Below are 17,782 nucleotides of genomic sequence, written 5' to 3' on the forward strand. Positions count from 1 at the left end.
CTCCTTATTCGGCAGGCGCGAGGGCGAGCGGGCGGTCCGCGGCCACATTGTGCGGAGTTTCGGTCATCGGCTTTTCGGCGCGGACCTTGCCTGCGAGCGTCGCCCAGACATTGACGACCATGATGAGGAAGCCCGCGAGATACATCGCCCCGCCCGCGGCGCGGATCAGGTACATCGGGTGCATCGCCGCAACGCTTTCGGCAAAACTGTAGACGAGGTAGCCGTCGGCGCCGTACTCCCGCCACATCAGCCCCTGCATGATGCCGGCGACCCACATCGACGCGGCGTAGAAAACGATCCCCACGGTCGCGAGCCAGAAGTGCCAGTTCACCATCCGCAGGCTGTAGAGACGCGGGCGGTTCCACAGGCGCGGCACGAGATAATAGACGCACGCGAAGGTGATCATGCCGTTCCAGCCCAGCGCGCCCGAATGGACATGGCCGATCGTCCAGTCGGTATAATGCGACATGGAGTTGACCCATTTGATCGACATCATCGGGCCTTCGAAGGTGCTCATCCCGTAGAAGGCGAGCGCCATCACCATCATGCGGATGATCGGGTCGGTGCGGATCTTGTCCCACGCCCCGTTGAGCGTCATCAACCCGTTGATCATCCCGCCCCAGCTCGGCATCCACAGCATGATCGAGAAGACCATGCCGAGCGTCTGCGCCCAGTCGGGGAGCGCGGTGTAATGGAGGTGGTGCGGCCCCGCCCAGATGTAGAGGAAGATCAGCGACCAGAAGTGGATGATCGAAAGGCGATAGCTGTAGACCGGGCGCTCGGCCTGCTTCGGCACGAAATAATACATCATCGCAAGGAAGCCCGCGGTCAGGAAGAAGCCGACCGCATTATGCCCGTACCACCACTGCGTCAGCGCATCCTGGACGCCGGCGAAAGCTGCGTAGCTCTTCGAGCCGAAGATGCTGGCGGGCATCGACAGATTGTTGACGATGTGGAGCATCGCGATGGTGATGATGAAGCTGAGGTAAAACCAGTTCGCGACATAGATGTGCGGCTCGCGGCGCTTCACGATCGTGCCGAGGAAGACAATGAGATAGGCGACCCAGACGATGGTCAGCCAGAGATCGACATACCATTCGGGCTCGGCATATTCCTTCGCCTCGGTGACCCCCATCAGGTAGCCGGTCGCCGCCAGAACGATGAATAGCTGGTACCCCCAGAAGACGAAGCGCGCGAGCGTCGGGAAAGCGAGCCGTGCGCGGCAGGTGCGCTGGACGACATAATAGCTCGTCGCGATCAGCGCGTTGCCGCCGAAAGCGAAAATCACCGCCGAGGTGTGGAGCGGCCTGATGCGCCCGAAGGTCGTATATTCGAAGTTGAGGTTGAGCGCCGGAAAGGCGAGCTGGAGCGCGATGAAGAGGCCTGCCGCCATGCCGGCAATGCCCCAGAACAGCGTGGCAATGACGCCCCAGCGAATTGGGTCGTCGTCATAAACGCCCTGATCGGCCGGCATCTTCAATAAGCCGCGCGCAATCGCCTCATAATCGGCCCGCGACACGGTTGCCCAGAGCATCAGCAAAGCGGCGAGCGCGACGATGATCATATGGACGGCGAAGGGCGCATCGACCGCGACCGCCGCCATCACCAGCGCGAGCAGGGCCAGGCCGAGCCAGCCCCCCGCCTTTGCTACCAGAGTGTCCATAACGCTTGCCCCTGTCATCGCGCGGCTTCGCTGCCGCATGGCTCAAGACCGCTCTTGGCCGCGCGGCGGGGCAAAAACATTGACCAGGATCAACGAATAGATTGCGCGGCATCAATGCCCGGCGGCCGCGCCGGGTGCAGGGAGCCCAGGTCAACGCAAGGAGCAACGACCATGAAAAAGCAGCATCTCTCCCTGATCGCGCTGGCCGCCGCCGCCGCGATTCCCGGCCAGGCCGCGGCCAAGGCCGGCGATATCCAGTTCAAGATTTTCGCGACCTATGTCGCACCCGACGGCAAGATCAGCGACGTCAAGCTCGACCGGATCGGCCTGCCGGCCGGAACGCAGACGAAGGCCGACGACAATGTGACGCCGACGGTCGCGATCGAATATTATGTCGCCGACCATATCTCGCTCGAGACGATCGCCGGGGTCACCCAGCATGACGTCAATGGCCGCGGCGCGCTGAACGGTGCGACTTTGGTGTCGAACGCGAAGATCGTGCCCGCGACGCTCTCTCTCAAATATCATTTCGGCAAGGAAGGCGGGATCCAGCCCTATGTCGGCGCGGGTCCGAGCTATTTCATCTTCATCGACGAGAAGCCCGGTGCAACGACCCGGTCGCTCGGCGCGACGCGGCAGAAGATGGGCGACAAGCTCGGCGCCGCGCTCCAGGCCGGGGTCGATATTCCGGTGAACGACAAGGGACTTGCGCTGTCCTTCGATGCCAAGCGCTATTTCCTGCGCCCGACCGCGACCTGGTATGCCGGGACGACCGAGGTGCTCAAGACGCGGCACAAGCTCGATCCCTGGGTGATCAGCGCCGGCGTCGCCTTCCGCTTCTAGCCTCCTTGCCTCGCGCCGGTGGACGGTCAGCCTGCCATCTCGTTCAGAGCCGCAAGGTCGTTGATGAAGACCTTGCGGCGGGATGGGAGGTCGATCAGGCCATCGGCGCGCATTTTGGTGAGCTGGCGGCTCGTGGTTTCGATGGTGAGGCCCAAAATGTCGGCGATCTGCTGGCGACCGAAGGGCAACTCGAAACCACGCGAGATCACCGCCGCACCAGGCGACGGCGATAAGCGATCGGCCATTTCGAGCAGGAAGGAAGCGACCTTTTCCGATGCCGACTTGCGGCCGAGTAGGAGCATCCAGCGGCGTGCGCGATCGAGCTCGGCGAGCGTGCGACGCAGCAATTTCTGCTGCAGGTGGGGATGGTCGCTGGCGAATTCGTCGAACTGGTCGCGATGGAAGATGCAAAGCTCGGCCTCGCTGATCGCGCTGACGCTGTAAGGGCTTTCCTTCCCGAACGGCCGCCCGATGAAGTCCGAGGGAAAGACGATGCCGACGATCTGCTCGCGGCCGTCGGCGGTCGCGGCAACGAGTTTCAGCACCCCTTCGAGGACATTGGCGACGACCGGCGCGTCGTCGCCCTCCCACAGGAGCGTGTGACCGCTGCTCACGCGCTGGCGCCGGCCCATCCGGCCGAGCAACAGGAGTTCGTCGGGCCGCAGGCTCGCACAGATGGCGCGGTTGCGCACGATGCAGGACAGGCAATCGGTCATGTGCCGGGCGCCCGGCAGGCACGCATCGCGATCAATGGGCGAGCAGGAGCGCCGCCGGCGCGGCTTCGAGCAGATAGCGCGTCACCCCGCCAAAAAGGGTCTCGCGCAGCCGCGGACGCCCATAGGCGCCCATCACGATGAGCCCCGGCGCCAGCTCCTTCGCGGTTCGCTCGAGAATCTCCTCGGGAGTCAGCGCCCCGCGATCGAGGCGGCGAAGCTCACCATGGATGCCGTGCCGCGACAAATAGCAAAGCGCATCCTCGGCGGGCACCCTGCCCTCGTCCGGCCCGACCTGCACCATCGTCACGCTGCCCGCGCCCGCCGTCAGCGGCGCCGCGGCGCGCAAGGCGTGCGCGGCTTGCGGGCTGCCGTTCCACAGGATCATCACCGGGGCGTCGAGGTCGAGCGGCTGGCCTTCGGCGGGCAAGGCGAGCACGGGCGCCGGCACGGTCATCGCGAGGTCGCCCGCCAGCGTTGGCTGCGCGAGGCCGCGCCGGTCGCGGGGGCCGAGCGAGACGATGGCCAGATCGGCGAGCGTCGCGGCGAGTGACAGCGACGCGAGCGCATCGCCGTCGGCGATTGCGATATCCCAGGGCACATCCTCGCGCGCGAGCTGCGCCGCGAGCCGGGTCTTGAGCTCGGCATCGGCAAGCTGGGCCGCGGCGAGCTGTTCGCGCGCCAGATACATGCCGCCGAAGGGGTCCGAGGCGATGAATTGCTGGAAAGGCGAACAGATCAGGAAGCTGAGATGGGCGCCGAGGCGGCGCCCGATCGCGAGCGCGGTCTCGGTGCGCGCGGCCATGGCCGGGCTCGCGTCGGCGTGAATCAAAAGATTTCGCATGTCTGGCTCTCCTTCAAGATGGAGAGGGAAGCCCTTATGCGCGCCGCCTTCATTGACCCTGATCAATAAAGCCGCGCTTTCAGGCCGGGCGGCACAGCGGGTCGCTCCGTATAATTACGAAATGCGCCGACCGCGCGGGGCGTTAGCCTGTCTTCGCAAAGGAGCAGCCGATGCCGAAACCCCGTCCGTTGACCCCATTTCGCGCGCATCCGCGCCGGGCCCCCGTGAATCGCGCGCCGGCGGACCCGCGGCGCGAGCAAAGTCGCATCGCGGGCACGCTCACCCTTCGCACTTCGCCGCTCCGGCGGTCCGGCCCAAATCAAGGAAACAGAGGATGACACTCACCAACGCGCCCGACACCACGCTGAGCGAGGCGACCGAGACCTGCCTGCAGACCCGCAGCGGCGTCGATCTTCGCCTCCGGCCGGTCGCCGACAGTGACGCCGACAGCGTCAACCATTTCTTCGACGGCCTGACGGCTGACGACATGCAGTTCCGCTTCCTGAGCGGCCAGTCGCACCTGTCGAGCGCCCAGCTCGCAGCGATGATCGGGGTCGATCACCGGCACCGCGAGCATCTGCTGGCGTTCGATGCGGCGACGTCGGAGCTCATCGCGAGCCTGCTGATCGCCGCCGACGACGCTTTTGTGACCGCCGAGGTCGCGATTTCGGTCGCGCCCGCGTATAAGACGCGCGGCGTCGGCTGGACCCTCCTCAACCATGCCGTCGATCTCGCGCGTGCCCGCGGCCTTAAGACGCTACGGTCGATCGAGAGCCGCGCCAATCGGGGCGCGATGGAGGTCGAACGGACGCTGGGGTTTAAGGCGAGCGACTATGATGGCGACGCCACGCTGGCGCTGCTCGAACTCGAGCTTCGCTGAACTGGGCCGCCGGGTCGGCCCCCCGACAGGCAGCCGGCTGGAGACGCACCCAATGGACCAAGGCTTTCATGCCATGCAGCTCGACACGCCGGGGGCGCCGCTGCGCCGTGTCGAGCGGGCGATGCCGACACCGGGAGACGGCGAGATCCGGATCGCGGTCACCGCGTGCGGCGTGTGCCGGACCGATCTCCATATTGCCGATGGCGACATCAGCGGCCGGCTTCCGATCATCCCGGGCCATGAGATCGTCGGCCGCGTCGATGCGCTCGGCGGGGGTGTCACCCGGTTCGGGCTTGGCGACCGGGTCGGGGTGCCCTGGCTCGGGCGGAGCTGCGGCGCCTGCCCCTATTGCGCAACCGGCCATGAAAATCTCTGCAACACGCCCGAGTTCACCGGCTTCACGCGCGACGGCGGCTTCGCGTCGCACGTCGTCGCCGATGCGCGCTTCTGTCTCGCAATCCCTGCCGCCTTCGACGATGTTCATGCGGCGCCTTTGCTCTGCGCCGGACTGATCGGCTACCGTGCCTATCGCATGGCGGACGGGGCGAAGACGCTTGGCCTCTATGGTTTCGGCGCTGCCGCGCATATTCTCGCGCAGATCGCGATCGCCGACGGCACCGACGTCTATGCCTTCACGCGCGAGGGCGACACGGAAGGCCAGGATTTCGCGCGCCGCCTCGGCTGCATCTGGGCGGGCGCGTCGAACGAGGCCCCGCCCGCTGCGCTCAATGCCGCGATTCTCTTCGCGCCGGTCGGCGCGCTGGTGCCCGAAGCCCTGCGCCGGGTGCGGAAGGGCGGACGCGTCATTTGCGCGGGCATCCACATGAGCGACATTCCCGGCTTTCCCTACGCCGATCTCTGGGAAGAACGATCGATCCAGTCGGTCGCCAATCTGACCCGTGCCGATGGCGCGGCGTTCCTCGAAGCCGCTGCGCGCTGCGGCGTGCGGACACATGTCACGGCGCTGCCGCTCGCCGACGCGAACCGCGCGCTCGACCGTTTGCGCGCCGGCGCGGTCGAAGGCGCGCTCGTCCTCGTCCCCGAGGGAGCGGCTAGGGGGAATCCCTAATGGCGCGCCGCGGGCAGCGGCGCGAAAGAGGCGAAGGCCAGACCGGCCTGTCAGGAGAGACTGTCATGGATCGTTTCGAGCGAGACCCCGCCAGCGCGGCGCGCCCTCCCGAGTGTCCCGATTGCGACCCGCCGGCACAGCCCGACAAGGTCTATCCCGAGATGCCGGCGCCAAACCCCGATCGCCAGCCGCTGCGCACGTCGCCCGAAGCGCCAGTGCTTCCCGACAGCCATCCCGAAGCCACGCCGCGCGAATATCCCGAATAGCCGCGCCCGCGGCGCGCGTCGGACAACGCCTCAAGGGCTCGCGGACGGCGTGCCGCTGCGCGTGAGCCGGGTCACCGCGTCGATGAGCATATGCTCGCGCAGCGGCTTTTCGAGAACAAGTGCAAAGCCCGCCTCGCGCGCCCGGGCGCTCAATTCCTCGGACGGATAGGCCGAGATCAGGATGGCAGGTCCATCCCAGCCCTGCGCGCGCAGCGCGCCGAGCATCGCGATCCCGTCGCTGCTCTCGAGCCGGTAATCGACGATCAGGCAGTCGGGCGCGGCGCGCGCCGCCTCGGCGAGCGCGGGATCGGCGGCGGACCAGGCCTTCGCCGCAAATCCGCGCCCCTGCAAAAGCAGGAGAAGCGAGCGGCGCACTGCCGGGTCATCCTCGACGATAAGGATGGTCGGCGGTGCCTCGCTCCAACCCGATCGGGCGATCAACATGTCCATGGTCCCGTTATCGAAGCTTTGGCATGGCGGCCGGGTGCCGACCGCCACATACTCCGCCAGATTCTTGTAAAATCGCCGGGCTCGCCCCTTTGGAGGTGCGAGCCCGAAGCCGGAGAGCAAGGCCAAAGGCCATCGATCAATGGCTCATGAGCAGAGGAAATTTGCTCTCCGTCAGCAGATTCTTCGTGGTGCCGCCGAAGGTCTCGCGCAGCCGGCCGCGGCCGTAGGCGCCCATCACCATATAGTCCGCACGGAACATCGTGGCTTCGTCCGAGATCAGGAAATCGGCGTGAAACTTGCCGATGTCGGTCTTGCGAACATTCGCCTTGATGCCGTGGCGCGACAAATAGGTCGCGGCTTCCTCGGGGGCGATATGATTGTCGGGCCCTTGCGCGGTGAAGATCTCGACCTCCTTCGCGAAGGCGAGGAGCGGCACCGCGGCGCGGAGCGCGGCCGCCGCCGAGGGACGGCCGTCCCATGCGACGAGCGCCCGCTCGAGCTCGAAGCGTTCGAGCGTCTCGGGCACCGCGAGCACGGGCGCACTCGCGCGCGCCACGATGCGGCTCGCAATGTCGCGCATGTCGGGCATCGGAAAGCCGTCAAGCGCGCGATTGAGGATGATGAGGTCGGCGAGGTCGGCGGCATCGAGCACCGCGTTTGCGATCTCGTCCATCGCGTCGATCCAGCTCCAGCTGACATCCTCGCGCGACAGGCGATCGCTGATCACCGACTTGTTCTTCGCTTCGCTTTCGCGCTCGTCGAGGACGACGACGGTTTCGGCAAAGCCGAACCCATCGCCCGCGATGAGCGGATAGGGAGTGACGTCGATACAGGTCAGATGGCCTTCCACCGCGCGGGTGATATCGAGCGCCGCCTGCAGGCGGGCTTCCTGGCCATGGTCGTCATGTACGAGCAACAGGATATTTTTCATAAGCCGTCTCCTTTGTGTCTGCGATGAATTTATGGGCCGCACGCCCCGGCCGATATGCGCAATGATACGGATAGAAAGGCGGCCGCCCGGATGTCCGGACGGCCGCAGGGGGTCGCCTCTTCCCCAAGGCGAGCGGGATCAGCTGTCGACCGCGAGATAATCCTCGACGTCGGTCACGCCCGGGGAGCCGGGCTCGCGGCACGGCCCCGAGCGAGCGCCCGGCGAGCGTGCACACCCTGCCCGAGGCCGAGCCGGCCGCTTATCCGCAACTTCCCGTAAGGAGGGTTCCGATTGGGAGCTTCCCCAATTCAGCCGCCAGCAACGGCTCGGTAGGTCCGAGGTCGCGTCCCGATGGCGACGGCCCCTGCTCCGGCGCGGCCCGCCGTCCTGACAATATCCGCTTTGAAAAGGAGCAGTATGATGAACGACCTTACCCCGACCCGCACCGCAGGCAGCCAGCCCGCCCAAGCCGAGCTTGGCGCGATGAACTGGCTACGCGGCGAACTCGACCGCATGTTCGAGGAATTCGCACCGCCCGGCCGCAGCCTGCTGAGCTACGTCCCGCGGCTCGTGAGCCCGCTCCCAGCGGTCGAGCTCGTCGATACCGGGTCGGCCTACAAGCTGACCGCCGAGCTCCCCGGGCTCACCGAAAAGGACATCCGGCTCGAGGTCGCCGACGGCGTCCTTCTGCTCGCGAGGGAGAAAGAGGAGTCGTCCGAACGGCGCGAGGACGGGCATCTGATCAGCGAGCGGCGCCACGGCAGCTTCCGGCGCCGGATTGCTCTCCCCGCCGACGCCGACGCCGACGAGATCGAAGCGAAGTTCAAGCATGGATTGCTCAGCGTCGAGATCGCGAAGACCGAAAAGGCGCGCGATCATGCCCGCAAGATCAAGATCGGCAGCTAGACGCGTGCGCCGGGGCCGCGCCTGCGGGGCGGTCCCGGCCGCCCCCCTTACCGGAGCAGAACAATGTCCCTGACCCATCACACGGCCTCGCGCAGCGAGGCACTGCTGCGGCTCAAGCTCGGATCGGCGATCCTTTCGTTGGTGATGGGCGCGACGCTTATCCTGGCGCTCGCCCCGCGCCTTTAGCCGCTTGGCCGAACCCATCGCGCCTTAGCGCGTTGGCGCGCCACTCTCGTCGCCGCCGAGAATCTCGAGCGGCGCCGGGCTCGCGGTGCGAAGCGAGTCCGGCGTCACGATAACGCTGGTTCCCCCAGTCATGAGCGGGGCAAGCAGCGCGCGCAGATCGGCCGCGATATCGACGCGTCCGGCGAAGGGCACGGGCACCTTGGCGGCAATTGCGCCCGGGATGGCGACCTCGAGCCAGGCTGCCGCGCCCGATGCGCCCGACTGGCGGACGAATGCCGAGGTGCCGGTAACCGGACCTTCGATGCGCGCGGGCGCCGATCCGATCATGATCCCGTTGCGCAGCACCAGCAGCCGCTGGTCGGCGGCGCTGACAATGATCGACACCGGGCCGCTTGGTGCCCGGTCCGGCTCCCATAGCACCGCGCCTTCGGCCAGCGCCGGCCCGGTCCGGAGCAGGGGATCGCCGGGAGCCGCGCGCGGCACGGCAGCGGCCTCGGTGACGATGACCGTCATCCCGAGCCGGGTCACGCCATAGAGGAGGCGGGCAAAAGCCTGCGGCAGCCGGATGCAGCCATGCGACGCCGGATAGCCCGGCAAGCGTCCGCCATGCAGCGCAACCCCGCCCCAGGTCAGCCGCTGCATATAGGGCATGGGCGCATCGTCGTAGAGGTTCGAGCGATGATCGATGTCGCGCTGGAGGATCGTGAAGACGCCGGTCGGGGTTTCATGGCCCGCCTTGCCCGTCGAGACGGTGGTGATCGCGATCGGCACACCGTTGCGATAGAGGGTGCCGCGCTGGGTCGCGAGGCTTACGATCATGAGCAAAGGTCCGCGCGGCGCGATCTCGGGCGCCCAGATATAATCGCCGGGCGCCAGCCGCTCGGCCGCCTCGAGAACGCTCCCCTGCGGGCTCGCGGGCTCGGCCGACGCCGCGAGGGGAAGCCATAGGGCCGCCCCCAGGAGGATCCCCGCCTTTCCGGCGAGCTTCACGTACCTGGCCATCGGTTCAGCCGGCCATGGCCGCGACGCGGGCCCGGTCGTTGATCCGCACCGCGCGCCGCGAGGGAAGGTCGACGAGACCGTCGCTGCGCATGCGCGTGAGCTGCCGGCAGGTCGTCTCGATGGTCAGCCCCAATATGTCGGCAATCTGCTGGCGGCCGAAGGGCAGCTCGAAGCCGCCAGACCCGCCGCCGGCGCCGCCAGGAAGCCGTTCTTCCATATCGAGAAGAAAGGAGGCGACCTTCTCGGGCGCCGATTTGCGGCCGAGCAGCATCATCCAGTGCCGCGCCCGATCGAGTTCGTCGAGGGTGCGGTGCAAAAGCTTTTGCTGCAAATGCGGATGGCGGCCCGCGAAATCGTCGAACTGCTGGCGATTGAAGATGCAGACCTCGGCATCGGTCATCGCGGTGACCCGGTAAGGGCTTTGCTTGCCGAACGGACGGCCGATGAAATCGGAAGGGAAGACCAGGCCAACGATCTGCTCGCGGCCATCGGCGGTGGCGACGACGAGCTTGAGAACGCCTGCCAGGACATTCGCGACCGTCGGCGCTTCGTCGCCTTCCCAGAGCAGAGTGTGACCTGCCTTCACGCGCTGTCGCCGCCCCATGCGGCCAAGTTCGGCGGCTTCGTCGACGGCAAGGCTGGCGCAGATGGCGCGGCGTCGCACGGCGCAGGAAGCGCAGTCGCTCATCGCCGTCCTCCCGCAAGTGATGCGCGCACGGCGCTCCGGCCCGGTGCCGGGCGGTTGCCGCCTTGGCGGCGGAATGGATGTGGCTGACCCGTCATTCGGTCCAGATAGCGGTCCGCCGCGCATAGGTGATTACGCAACTGTACGTATGCCGCTCGCGCGACGCTTTGCGGGGCACGGTCGGCGGTCCGACCGGGCCGGGCGTAAGGGCTATTGCGTAACGACAGTTGGCGCGTCGCGGCGCAATCCGGCGAGACAAATCCGCGACGAAAGGACCGAAGATGAGCGAAGCCGGCCACGACCTTCACACGCTGTTTCCCGACCATGGACCGACGCTCCATGCGCTCAAGCTGGGCAACACCCATTTCCGTAAGCTCGCCGAAGATCATCATGACCTTTCGAGCCAGATCCAGCGCTCCGAGGCCTGCCTTGACGCGGTGCCCGACGAAGAGCTGGAGACGCTGAAGAAGAAGCGACTGTTCATCCTCGACGAGATCGCCGCGCTCATCGCGCACGAGGAGGCGGCGTGATGCACAATCTGGCCGAGGTTCGCGCCGACCTCGTCGCGCGGCTCGATCGGCTGGCCGCCCTGGTCGAGCGGGTGGAAAGCGAGCAGCGCGCGCCACTCGACGATGATACAGCCGAGCAGGCCGTCGAACGCGAGGATGACGAGGCGCTCGACGCGCAGCAGCGCGCCGCGGACGCGGAGATGAAAGCGATCCGGCATGCGATCGCGCGGCTCGATGCCGGTCATTATGGCCTCTGCACCTCGTGCGGCACGCCGATCGATGCCGCCCGCCTTGCGGCCTTGCCGACTGCGACGCATTGCATCGCGTGCGAACGCGAGCGCGGCGGCTGAGCGGCGGCACCGGACGCGCACCATGAACGACGTACTATCACGCGCTGGACTCGAGGGGCTCGCCGGACTTGGGCTCGCGCTCCTTCTCGGGCTGCTCGTCGGCGTCCAGCGCGGCTGGAGCCTGCGCAACGAGGCGGCGGGCAGCCGCTTCGCCGGCGTGCGGACCTTTGCCCTGTTCGGCCTCGCGGGCGGCATGGCGGCAGCCGCCGCAGCCCAGGCCCCGGCGATTGCCGCGATCGTCTTCGGCGCCGCGGCGATCCTCATCCTCATCGGCTATGCGAAGAGCGCGCGTCCGCCCGACCAGCTCAGCGGCACGACGAGCCTCGCCGCGCTCATCACGCTCGGCTGCGGTTATCTTGCGGCGAGCGGCCGACCCGAGATGGCGGCGGTGATTGCCGTTGCCATGACGATGGTGCTCGCGCTCCGCGACGAGCTGCATCGCTGGGTCGCGGGGCTCAGCGATGTCGAGGTCGGGGCGATCGTCCGCTTCGCGCTCATCGCGCTCGCCATCCTGCCCCTGCTGCCCGACCAGCGCTTCGGCCCTTATGACGCCTGGAACCCGCGCCAGCTCTGGCTGGTCGTCGTCTTCGTCTCGGGCTTCTCTTTTCTAGGCTATATTGCCGCGAAGCGCTTCGGGGCCTCGCGCGGAACGCTCGTCATGGCCGCGACCGGCGCAATGGTCTCCTCGACCGCGGTCACCGCGGCGCTCGCGATGCGCGTGCGCGACGGCGAGGAAAGCGAAGCGATGGCGATCGCCGGGATCGGCGCCGCGTCGGCGGTGATGCTGATCCGCGCGGCGATCCTGACCGCGGTGCTGGCGCCGGCGGCCATGCCCGGATTCGCCTGGATCGCCGCGCCCGCGGCGCTGGTGAGCGGCGGAGCCATTTTCTTTGCGTTGCGCAGCCGCCGCGACGCCAGTGCCACCGACCGCCCCGTCGACCTCAAGAACCCGTTCCGCCTCGCTCCGGCGATCGGCCTCATGCTACTCGTCATGCTGCTGACGGTGGCCGCCCGCTGGACGATGGCACTGGTCGGCGAGCGCGGCCTCGCGCTCGTCATCGCGCTCTCGGGACTGGCCGACGTCGACTCCGCGATCATCGCCGTGGGCTCGCTTCCCCAGGGTCTGCTCAAAGGCCAGCTCGCGACGGTCGTGATCGTCGCCCCGGTTCTCGCCAACACCTTGTTCAAGGGCGCGACCGCCGTGGCGATCGCCGGCTGGCGGAAGGGGTGGAAACTTGCGCTGCCGCTCGTCCTCAGCGTCGCGGCGAGCCTCACGCTGGTCCCGATCCTTCTCTTCTGAAGCGCGGAGACGGATCATCGCCCTCGCGAGCGCGAAAGTTACCGAAAGAAAGGGCATTCATGCCGATCACAAGCGACGAGGACGCACGGGCTCCCGCCGCATCGGCGGAGGCCAGGCCGAGCCCGAGAGAATTTCTTCGCGCGCTGGGCCCAGGGCTGATCGCCGGCGCCGCCGACGACGATCCGAGCGGGATCGGGACGCATAGCCAGATCGGTGCGGCCTTCGGCTATCGCCTGTCCTGGACCTTCGTGCTCAGCTTCCCGTTGATGGTCGCGATCCAGGGCATCGCCGCCGAGATCGGGCGGGTCACCGGAGCGGGGATCGCCCGCAATCTGCGGCGGCACTATCCGCGTCCCCTGCTCTGGTCGATGGTATCGCTCCTGCTGGTGGCGAACATCATCAACCTCGGCGCCGATCTCGGTGCCATGGGCGCGGCGCTGGCGCTGCTCGCCGGCGGCGATGCCGGGCTCTACACCTTGCTGTTCGGCATCCTCAGCATCGTCCTCGAGGTCGGCCTCAGCTATCCGCGCTATGCCGCGATCCTCAAATGGACGACGCTCACCCTCTTCACCTATGTCGCGGTGCTGTGCGTCGTCCATGTGCCCTGAAGCCAAGCGCTCGGCGCGATGGTGGTCCCGGACATCGAGCTCAACGCCGCCTATGCCACCGCCTTTGTCGCGATCCTCGGCACGACGATCAGCCCCTATCTCTTCTTCTGGCAGGCCGGGCAGGAAATCGAGGAACAGCATCGCCATCATGCAAAACCGCTGTGTCTGACGCCGGCGGCGGCGGGTCCCGAACTGAAGCGCATCCGTATCGATACGCTGACCGGCATGGCGCTCAGCACGTTGATCTCGCTCGCGATCGTCTTCGCGACCGCGGCGACGCTACATGCGGAGGGGGTGCGCGACATCGCGACCTCGGCGCAGGCGGCAGAGCGCTGCGCCCGGTCGCGGGGGAGTTCGCCTTCGCGATGTTCGCGCTCGGGATCATCGGCACCGGCCTTCTCGCGGTTCCCGTGCTGGCGGGATCGGCCGCCTATGCGGTGACCGAGATGGCGGGAATGGCGGGCAGCCTTGACGCCAATCCCCTCTCTGCCCGGCTCTTCTACGGCACGATCGCCGCGACGACGCTCGCGGGGGCCTCGCTCTCGGCGATCGGGATCGACCCGGCGCGCGCGCTTTACTGGGCCGCGGTCGTCAATGGCGTGCTCGCCGCGCCGCTCATGGTCGTGATGATGCTGATTGCGCGCAATCCGCGCGCGATGGGGCGCCTCCGTATTTCGCGGCAGCAGCTCTGGTCGGGCTGGGGGGCGACTGCGGTGATGGCAGCGGCCACCCTGCTCTTCTTTTTCTTCCTCGTCGCGGGACAGGTCTAGGCTCGCGCGCTTGCCTGTTCGGCGATCAGCGCGTCGATCCGGTCGCGCTGCGGCAGGACGATGCCGAGAAGCCCGGCAAGCGTTGCGGCGCCGAGCTTGCGCATCAGGCGCGCGCGATGGATTTCGACGGTTCGGTGGCTGATGCCGAGCTCCTGCCCGATCTGCTTGTTCGTGAGCCCGCGCACTAGCCCGGCCGCGACCTCCATCTCGCGATGCGTCAGCAGATCGACCGGAGGCGCGGTACCCCGCTGCCGTGCGGCAGCGGCCGACGCCGAGCGGCGCGTTGATGCCATGGGGTATTCGCCGCGGCCTGTGGTCATGCGGTGCATCCTTCCGAAGGACAAAAGTCTATCGGGGACGCAGCATCGGGTCGTTACGTAATGTCCGCAGATGTCACGAGCCGAGTCCGGCCGCGAAAGCGAGCCGGAGGGCGTCCGAGAGGCTGCGGACGTCGAGCTTCGCCATGAGGTTGGCACGGTGGACCTCGACCGTGCGCGGCGAGATGCCGAGATCATAGGCGATCGTCTTGTTGGGCAGCCCCTGCGCGAGGCCTTCGAGGACCTCGCGCTCGCGCGGGGTGAGGATGGCGAGAACCACCTCGGCTTCGGCGGCGCGCGCTGCGGCCCCCCCAGCGGCGGCCATGCGAGCGAAAGCCGTCTCGATCGAGCCGATCAGCACCGCCTTTTCGAAAGGCTTCTCCAGAAAATCGACCGCGCCGGCCTTCATCGCGCGCACCGCGATCGAGACGTCGGCATGGCCGGTCAGCACGATCACCGGCATGGTAACGCCGCGCTCGAGCAGCGCCTGCTGGACCTCGAGCCCGTCCATTTCGGGCATACGCACATCGAGCAGGATGCAGCCTTCGGAGACGTGCCGGATTTCCTTCAGGAAAGCGATGCCATTGGCCCAGGTCTCGACGGCATAGCCCGAAGTCTTGAGCATGAAGCTCGCCGAGCGCCGGATCGCCTCCTCATCGTCGACGATATGCACAAGCTTTCTATCCGACATCATCTTCCTCCGCTTTCGCGCTCACCAGCGTGAAATGAAACTCGGTCCCGCCGCCGGGGCGCTTTGCCATCCAGATGCGGCCGCCATTGGCTTCGACGATTGTCCGGCAGATCGAGAGGCCGAGGCCCATGCCTTCGGCCTTGGTGCTGACGAACGCCGTGAAGAGTTGCTCCGCGACCTCGGGGGTGACCCCCGGGCCGGTATCGGCGACGATCACCCGGACAAAGCCGCGCTGGTCGGGACGGCTCGTGACGGTCAGCTGCCGCACCGGGCTGTCGGCCATCGCTTCGACGGCGTTGCGAATGAGGTTGATCAATACCTGCTGGATCTGGACCTTGTCGACGAGCACCGGCGACGCATAGGGATCGAGGTCGAAACGGGGCTCGACGCTCTTCTCGCGCGCGCCCATCAGCCCGAGAACCGCCGCCTCGTTGATGAGCAACGGCAGTTTCTCGATCGTTTTCTCCACCTCGCCGCGCGCCACGAAATCGCGCAGGCGCCGGACGATATGACCGGCGCGCAGCGCCTCCTTCGCCGTATCGTCGAGCGCATCGCGAACCATCGGCATATCGGCAGGATCGGGATCGGCGAGCAGGTCGCGAATGGCCTCGACATAATTGGCGACGGCGGTGAGCGGCTGGTTGAGCTCGTGCGCAAGCGTCGAGGCCATCGTCCCCATCGCGCTCACGCGCGAGACGTGGATCAGTTCGGACTGGAGCGATTCGAGCCGCGCCTCGGTCCGCTGGCGCTCGGTGAGATCGCGAATGAAGCCGGTGAAGAGCGGATGGCTGTCGCTCGACGCCTCGCCGATCGACAATTCCATCGGAAAGGTCGAGCCGTCCTTGCGCTCGGCGAACACCACCCGCCCGATCCCGATGATGCGTTTCTCGCCGGTTTCGAGGAAGCGGCGAATATAGGCGTCGTGGCGTTCGCGATCAGGCGAGGGCATAAGCCGGCTGACATTGACGCCAAGCAGTTCGGCTTCCTGATAGCCGAACAGGCGCTCTGCGGCGGCACTGAACGAGACGATCAGCCCCTGATCGTCGATCACGACCATCGCATCGGGCACCGTCGACAGGATCGAGCGGAGATGGCTCTGCTGCGATCGCAAAGCTTCCTCGGATGCGCGGCGCCCCGTGATGTCCGAGACGATCTTGGCAAAGCCGCGAAGGCTTCCGTCATCGTTGCGAAGCGCCGTGATCGAGACGTCGGCGAGAAACTCCGAGCCATCCTTGCGCACGCGCCAGTCTTCGGTCTCGAGGCGGCCCTCGCGCACGGCCGTCGCGAGATCCTCGGCGGGCCTGCCCGCGGCAACCGCGTCGGGCGGATAGAAGATCGCCGATTCCTTGCCGACGACCTCGTCTTCGCACCACCCCTTGAGGCGCTCGGCGCCCTTGTTCCAGATCGTGATCCGGCCCTCGGCGTCGAGCAGATAGATGGCGTGGCCTTGCGCGCCGTCGATCAGCAGATTGAGCTCCTCGGCAACGAGCGCCGCCTCGGCATCGCGCCGTGCGGCGTGGCGGTCGCTTTCGTGCATGCGCTTGCGCATCCGCTCGAAAGCCTGCGACAGCGCGACGATGCCGGCCGCGGTGAGCAGGAAGACCGCGGCCTCGACCAGATTATAGGTCCCGTCGCCGCGATAGCCGGCAAAATAGAGGCCGAGAAGCAGAGCGGGACCGGTCGCGATCGATGCCGCAAGCGGTCCGGCGAAGACGGCGGCGGCGAGAATCGCGGGCGCGAACAGCAGGAAGGGTGCATTGTCGGCAAGCCAGGGCTCAAGCGCATAGCGCAGCAGCCCGGCGGCAGCGACGAGAGCCAGCGCGCAGGCGAGACGCGCCGCGAAAGAGCGTTGCAACATCGACATCGACCGCGCGGCCTCCGCCCGCGCTGCAAAAAAGGCGCCGCCATCCTGAAGGTGCGCCTTCCCCCGGTCGCCATCCATAGCGATTTTCGGGCGAGAGCGAAACGCTCGCTGCGTGGGCGATCCGTATTGATCCTTAAGGGGCATGCCGCTTCGCTAAGGCCGTGCGCGCGGCGGGACCATGCGGGAAACTACGGATAGGAGGAATGCGTCCGCGATCCCAAAAGCGGCGGGCGGATCGCCGCACCTCGCCCATCCGTCCAGCTCGGCCCGGCGCGGTGGTCCGTTCCGGCCGCGCCATCGCGCGCACCTTTAGGAATTCGCCATGAAGGCCAGACGGATCACGCTCATCGACGGACACCCCGACCCCGATCCGGGGCGGTTCGTCCATGCGCTCGCCGACGCCTATGCGGCGGCGGCGCTGGCGGCGGGTCATGACGTCCGCCGCATCGCCGTCGCGGGCCTCGCGTTCGACCTGCTCGAAAGTCGCGCCGAGTGGGAAGAGGGTCCGCTGCCGCCCGCGATCGCCGAGGCGCAGGACGATATTGCCTGGGCCCAACATCTGGCGATCTTCTACCCGCTCTGGCTCGGCGACCTGCCCGCCCGCCTCAAGGGCTTCTTCGAACAGGTGATGCGTCCCGGCTTCGCCTTTCAGCCCAAGGCGAAGGGTTTGCCCGAAAAGCGCCTAAAGGGCCGGACGGCGCATATCGTCGTGACGATGGGGATGCCCGCGCTCTTTTACCGTGTCTATTTTCGCGCGCACAGCCTGCGCAGCCTCGAGCGCAACATTTTGGGCTTTGTCGGCATCACGCCCACCGAGCGAAGCATCGTCGGCAATGTCGAGGGCGATGCCAAGCACCGCACGACGTGGCTCGAGACAATGACCGAATATGGCGCGGCCGGGCGCTGAGCGCGATGCAAGGCCGCGTCCCCTTCCA

The 17,782-nt window shown here is 67.2% G+C and carries 20 protein-coding genes and 1 pseudogene; 11 read left to right on the plus strand and 10 right to left on the minus strand.

The window, feature by feature from the left end:
* Positions 1–4: 4 nt before the first annotated feature.
* Positions 5–1,663, minus strand: coding sequence for a cytochrome-c oxidase, cbb3-type subunit I (ccoN, locus tag ASD73_RS02745; RefSeq protein WP_056369333.1), 1,659 nt, complete (start codon positions 1,661–1,663; stop codon positions 5–7).
* A gap of 171 nt (positions 1,664–1,834) precedes the next feature.
* Between ccoN and ASD73_RS02750 the strand changes: the two genes are divergently transcribed.
* On the plus strand, positions 1,835–2,506 hold the full coding sequence (locus tag ASD73_RS02750; protein ID WP_056369331.1) for an OmpW/AlkL family protein: 672 nt from the start codon (positions 1,835–1,837) through the stop codon (positions 2,504–2,506).
* A 26-nt stretch (positions 2,507–2,532) separates the two neighbouring features.
* On the opposite strand, the gene ASD73_RS02755 is transcribed toward ASD73_RS02750, so the two are convergent.
* Complete coding sequence (locus tag ASD73_RS02755; RefSeq protein ID WP_056369329.1) at positions 2,533–3,222, minus strand: Crp/Fnr family transcriptional regulator; 690 nt, start codon at positions 3,220–3,222, stop codon at positions 2,533–2,535.
* A gap of 31 nt (positions 3,223–3,253) precedes the next feature.
* Positions 3,254–4,063: a universal stress protein gene (locus ASD73_RS02760; RefSeq protein ID WP_056369327.1), complete on the minus strand. Its 810-nt coding sequence runs from the start codon at positions 4,061–4,063 to the stop codon at positions 3,254–3,256.
* A gap of 334 nt (positions 4,064–4,397) precedes the next feature.
* Here ASD73_RS02760 and ASD73_RS22920 point away from each other — a divergent pair, with 334 nt between their 5' ends.
* The 3 genes from ASD73_RS22920 (at position 4,398) to ASD73_RS02775 (ending at position 6,278) form a co-directional block, all read left to right on the plus strand.
* The gene (locus tag ASD73_RS22920; RefSeq protein WP_056369325.1) at positions 4,398–4,943 is read left to right on the plus strand and encodes a GNAT family N-acetyltransferase; all 546 of its coding nucleotides are present in this window, start codon (positions 4,398–4,400) and stop codon (positions 4,941–4,943) included.
* 52 nt (positions 4,944–4,995) lie between these two features.
* Positions 4,996–6,012, plus strand: coding sequence for a zinc-dependent alcohol dehydrogenase family protein (locus ASD73_RS02770; protein ID WP_056369323.1), 1,017 nt, complete (start codon positions 4,996–4,998; stop codon positions 6,010–6,012).
* Positions 6,013–6,077: 65 nt separating this feature from the next.
* On the plus strand, positions 6,078–6,278 hold the full coding sequence (locus tag ASD73_RS02775; protein WP_056375926.1) for a hypothetical protein: 201 nt from the start codon (positions 6,078–6,080) through the stop codon (positions 6,276–6,278).
* Between the two features lie 30 nt (positions 6,279–6,308).
* Here ASD73_RS02775 and ASD73_RS02780 read toward each other — a convergent pair whose 3' ends face one another.
* Both ASD73_RS02780 and ASD73_RS02785 read right to left on the minus strand, forming a co-directional pair.
* Positions 6,309–6,728: a response regulator gene (locus ASD73_RS02780; protein ID WP_235534096.1), complete on the minus strand. Its 420-nt coding sequence runs from the start codon at positions 6,726–6,728 to the stop codon at positions 6,309–6,311.
* A gap of 136 nt (positions 6,729–6,864) precedes the next feature.
* Positions 6,865–7,659, minus strand: coding sequence for a universal stress protein (locus ASD73_RS02785; RefSeq protein WP_056369321.1), 795 nt, complete (start codon positions 7,657–7,659; stop codon positions 6,865–6,867).
* Positions 7,660–8,079: 420 nt separating this feature from the next.
* Here ASD73_RS02785 and ASD73_RS02790 point away from each other — a divergent pair, with 420 nt between their 5' ends.
* Entirely contained in the window at positions 8,080–8,565 is a 486-nt protein-coding gene (locus ASD73_RS02790) for an Hsp20/alpha crystallin family protein (protein ID WP_235534098.1), read from the plus strand.
* A gap of 63 nt (positions 8,566–8,628) precedes the next feature.
* Positions 8,629–8,751: a hypothetical protein gene (locus ASD73_RS23395; RefSeq protein ID WP_268799960.1), complete on the plus strand. Its 123-nt coding sequence runs from the start codon at positions 8,629–8,631 to the stop codon at positions 8,749–8,751.
* Positions 8,752–8,775: 24 nt separating this feature from the next.
* Here the strand turns inward: ASD73_RS23395 and ASD73_RS02795 are convergent, their stop codons facing one another.
* The gene (locus tag ASD73_RS02795) at positions 8,776–9,753 is read right to left on the minus strand and encodes a L,D-transpeptidase (protein ID WP_056369320.1); all 978 of its coding nucleotides are present in this window, start codon (positions 9,751–9,753) and stop codon (positions 8,776–8,778) included.
* A gap of 4 nt (positions 9,754–9,757) precedes the next feature.
* Positions 9,758–10,441 carry a Crp/Fnr family transcriptional regulator gene (locus ASD73_RS02800; RefSeq protein ID WP_056369318.1) on the minus strand — a complete coding sequence of 228 codons (684 nt, stop codon included), beginning with the start codon at positions 10,439–10,441 and terminating at the stop codon, positions 9,758–9,760.
* 278 nt (positions 10,442–10,719) lie between these two features.
* Here ASD73_RS02800 and ASD73_RS02805 point away from each other — a divergent pair, with 278 nt between their 5' ends.
* The 4 genes and pseudogenes from ASD73_RS02805 to ASD73_RS02820 all read left to right on the plus strand — a co-directional run bounded on the left by ASD73_RS02805 (position 10,720) and on the right by ASD73_RS02820 (position 13,975).
* Entirely contained in the window at positions 10,720–10,968 is a 249-nt protein-coding gene (locus ASD73_RS02805; protein WP_056369316.1) for a YdcH family protein, read from the plus strand.
* On the plus strand, positions 10,968–11,297 hold the full coding sequence (locus ASD73_RS02810) for a TraR/DksA family transcriptional regulator (RefSeq protein WP_056369313.1): 330 nt from the start codon (positions 10,968–10,970) through the stop codon (positions 11,295–11,297). Before ASD73_RS02805 ends, ASD73_RS02810 begins: the two co-directional genes overlap by 1 nt.
* On the plus strand, positions 11,227–12,597 hold the full coding sequence (locus ASD73_RS02815; RefSeq protein WP_327196893.1) for an MgtC/SapB family protein: 1,371 nt from the start codon (positions 11,227–11,229) through the stop codon (positions 12,595–12,597). Before ASD73_RS02810 ends, ASD73_RS02815 begins: the two co-directional genes overlap by 71 nt.
* Positions 12,598–12,656: 59 nt before the next feature.
* Positions 12,657–13,975, plus strand: a pseudogene (locus ASD73_RS02820) (NRAMP family divalent metal transporter).
* On the opposite strand, the gene ASD73_RS22980 reads toward ASD73_RS02820, so the two are convergent.
* From ASD73_RS22980 to ASD73_RS02835, 3 genes are all read right to left on the minus strand, one after another.
* On the minus strand, positions 13,972–14,295 hold the full coding sequence (locus ASD73_RS22980) for a response regulator transcription factor (RefSeq protein ID WP_056369310.1): 324 nt from the start codon (positions 14,293–14,295) through the stop codon (positions 13,972–13,974). The pseudogene ASD73_RS02820 and the gene ASD73_RS22980 overlap by 4 nt on opposite strands.
* A gap of 73 nt (positions 14,296–14,368) precedes the next feature.
* On the minus strand, positions 14,369–14,983 hold the full coding sequence (locus ASD73_RS02830; RefSeq protein WP_056370388.1) for a response regulator transcription factor: 615 nt from the start codon (positions 14,981–14,983) through the stop codon (positions 14,369–14,371).
* On the minus strand, positions 14,973–16,841 hold the full coding sequence (locus tag ASD73_RS02835; protein ID WP_082521380.1) for a PAS domain S-box protein: 1,869 nt from the start codon (positions 16,839–16,841) through the stop codon (positions 14,973–14,975). Before ASD73_RS02835 ends, ASD73_RS02830 begins: the two co-directional genes overlap by 11 nt.
* Before the next feature lie 328 nt (positions 16,842–17,169).
* On the opposite strand from ASD73_RS02835, the gene ASD73_RS02840 reads away from it, so the two are divergent.
* Entirely contained in the window at positions 17,170–17,754 is a 585-nt protein-coding gene (locus ASD73_RS02840; protein WP_056369307.1) for an NAD(P)H-dependent oxidoreductase, read from the plus strand.
* Positions 17,755–17,782 lie beyond the last annotated feature (28 nt).

The sequence above is a fragment of the Sphingopyxis sp. Root154 genome, from assembly GCF_001427105.1.
In the GTDB taxonomy this organism is placed as follows: domain Bacteria; phylum Pseudomonadota; class Alphaproteobacteria; order Sphingomonadales; family Sphingomonadaceae; genus Sphingopyxis.

Bases quoted from the DNA above. Each gene is read 5' to 3' on its own strand.
- ccoN (WP_056369333.1), bottom strand. From the start codon at position 1,663: ATGGACACTCTGGTAGCAAAGGCGGGGGGCTGGCTCGGCCTGGCCCTG.
- ASD73_RS02750 (WP_056369331.1), top strand. From the start codon at position 1,835: ATGAAAAAGCAGCATCTCTCCCTGATCGCGCTGGCCGCCGCCGCCGCG.
- ASD73_RS02755 (WP_056369329.1), bottom strand. From the start codon at position 3,222: ATGACCGATTGCCTGTCCTGCATCGTGCGCAACCGCGCCATCTGTGCG.
- ASD73_RS02760 (WP_056369327.1), bottom strand. From the start codon at position 4,063: ATGCGAAATCTTTTGATTCACGCCGACGCGAGCCCGGCCATGGCCGCG.
- ASD73_RS22920 (WP_056369325.1), top strand. From the start codon at position 4,398: ATGACACTCACCAACGCGCCCGACACCACGCTGAGCGAGGCGACCGAG.
- ASD73_RS02770 (WP_056369323.1), top strand. From the start codon at position 4,996: ATGGACCAAGGCTTTCATGCCATGCAGCTCGACACGCCGGGGGCGCCG.
- ASD73_RS02775 (WP_056375926.1), top strand. From the start codon at position 6,078: ATGGATCGTTTCGAGCGAGACCCCGCCAGCGCGGCGCGCCCTCCCGAG.
- ASD73_RS02780 (WP_235534096.1), bottom strand. From the start codon at position 6,728: ATGGACATGTTGATCGCCCGATCGGGTTGGAGCGAGGCACCGCCGACC.
- ASD73_RS02785 (WP_056369321.1), bottom strand. From the start codon at position 7,659: ATGAAAAATATCCTGTTGCTCGTACATGACGACCATGGCCAGGAAGCC.
- ASD73_RS02790 (WP_235534098.1), top strand. From the start codon at position 8,080: ATGAACGACCTTACCCCGACCCGCACCGCAGGCAGCCAGCCCGCCCAA.
- ASD73_RS23395 (WP_268799960.1), top strand. From the start codon at position 8,629: ATGTCCCTGACCCATCACACGGCCTCGCGCAGCGAGGCACTGCTGCGG.
- ASD73_RS02795 (WP_056369320.1), bottom strand. From the start codon at position 9,753: ATGGCCAGGTACGTGAAGCTCGCCGGAAAGGCGGGGATCCTCCTGGGG.
- ASD73_RS02800 (WP_056369318.1), bottom strand. From the start codon at position 10,441: ATGAGCGACTGCGCTTCCTGCGCCGTGCGACGCCGCGCCATCTGCGCC.
- ASD73_RS02805 (WP_056369316.1), top strand. From the start codon at position 10,720: ATGAGCGAAGCCGGCCACGACCTTCACACGCTGTTTCCCGACCATGGA.
- ASD73_RS02810 (WP_056369313.1), top strand. From the start codon at position 10,968: ATGCACAATCTGGCCGAGGTTCGCGCCGACCTCGTCGCGCGGCTCGAT.
- ASD73_RS02815 (WP_327196893.1), top strand. From the start codon at position 11,227: ATGCCGCCCGCCTTGCGGCCTTGCCGACTGCGACGCATTGCATCGCGT.
- ASD73_RS22980 (WP_056369310.1), bottom strand. From the start codon at position 14,295: ATGACCACAGGCCGCGGCGAATACCCCATGGCATCAACGCGCCGCTCG.
- ASD73_RS02830 (WP_056370388.1), bottom strand. From the start codon at position 14,983: ATGTCGGATAGAAAGCTTGTGCATATCGTCGACGATGAGGAGGCGATC.
- ASD73_RS02835 (WP_082521380.1), bottom strand. From the start codon at position 16,841: ATGTTGCAACGCTCTTTCGCGGCGCGTCTCGCCTGCGCGCTGGCTCTC.
- ASD73_RS02840 (WP_056369307.1), top strand. From the start codon at position 17,170: ATGAAGGCCAGACGGATCACGCTCATCGACGGACACCCCGACCCCGAT.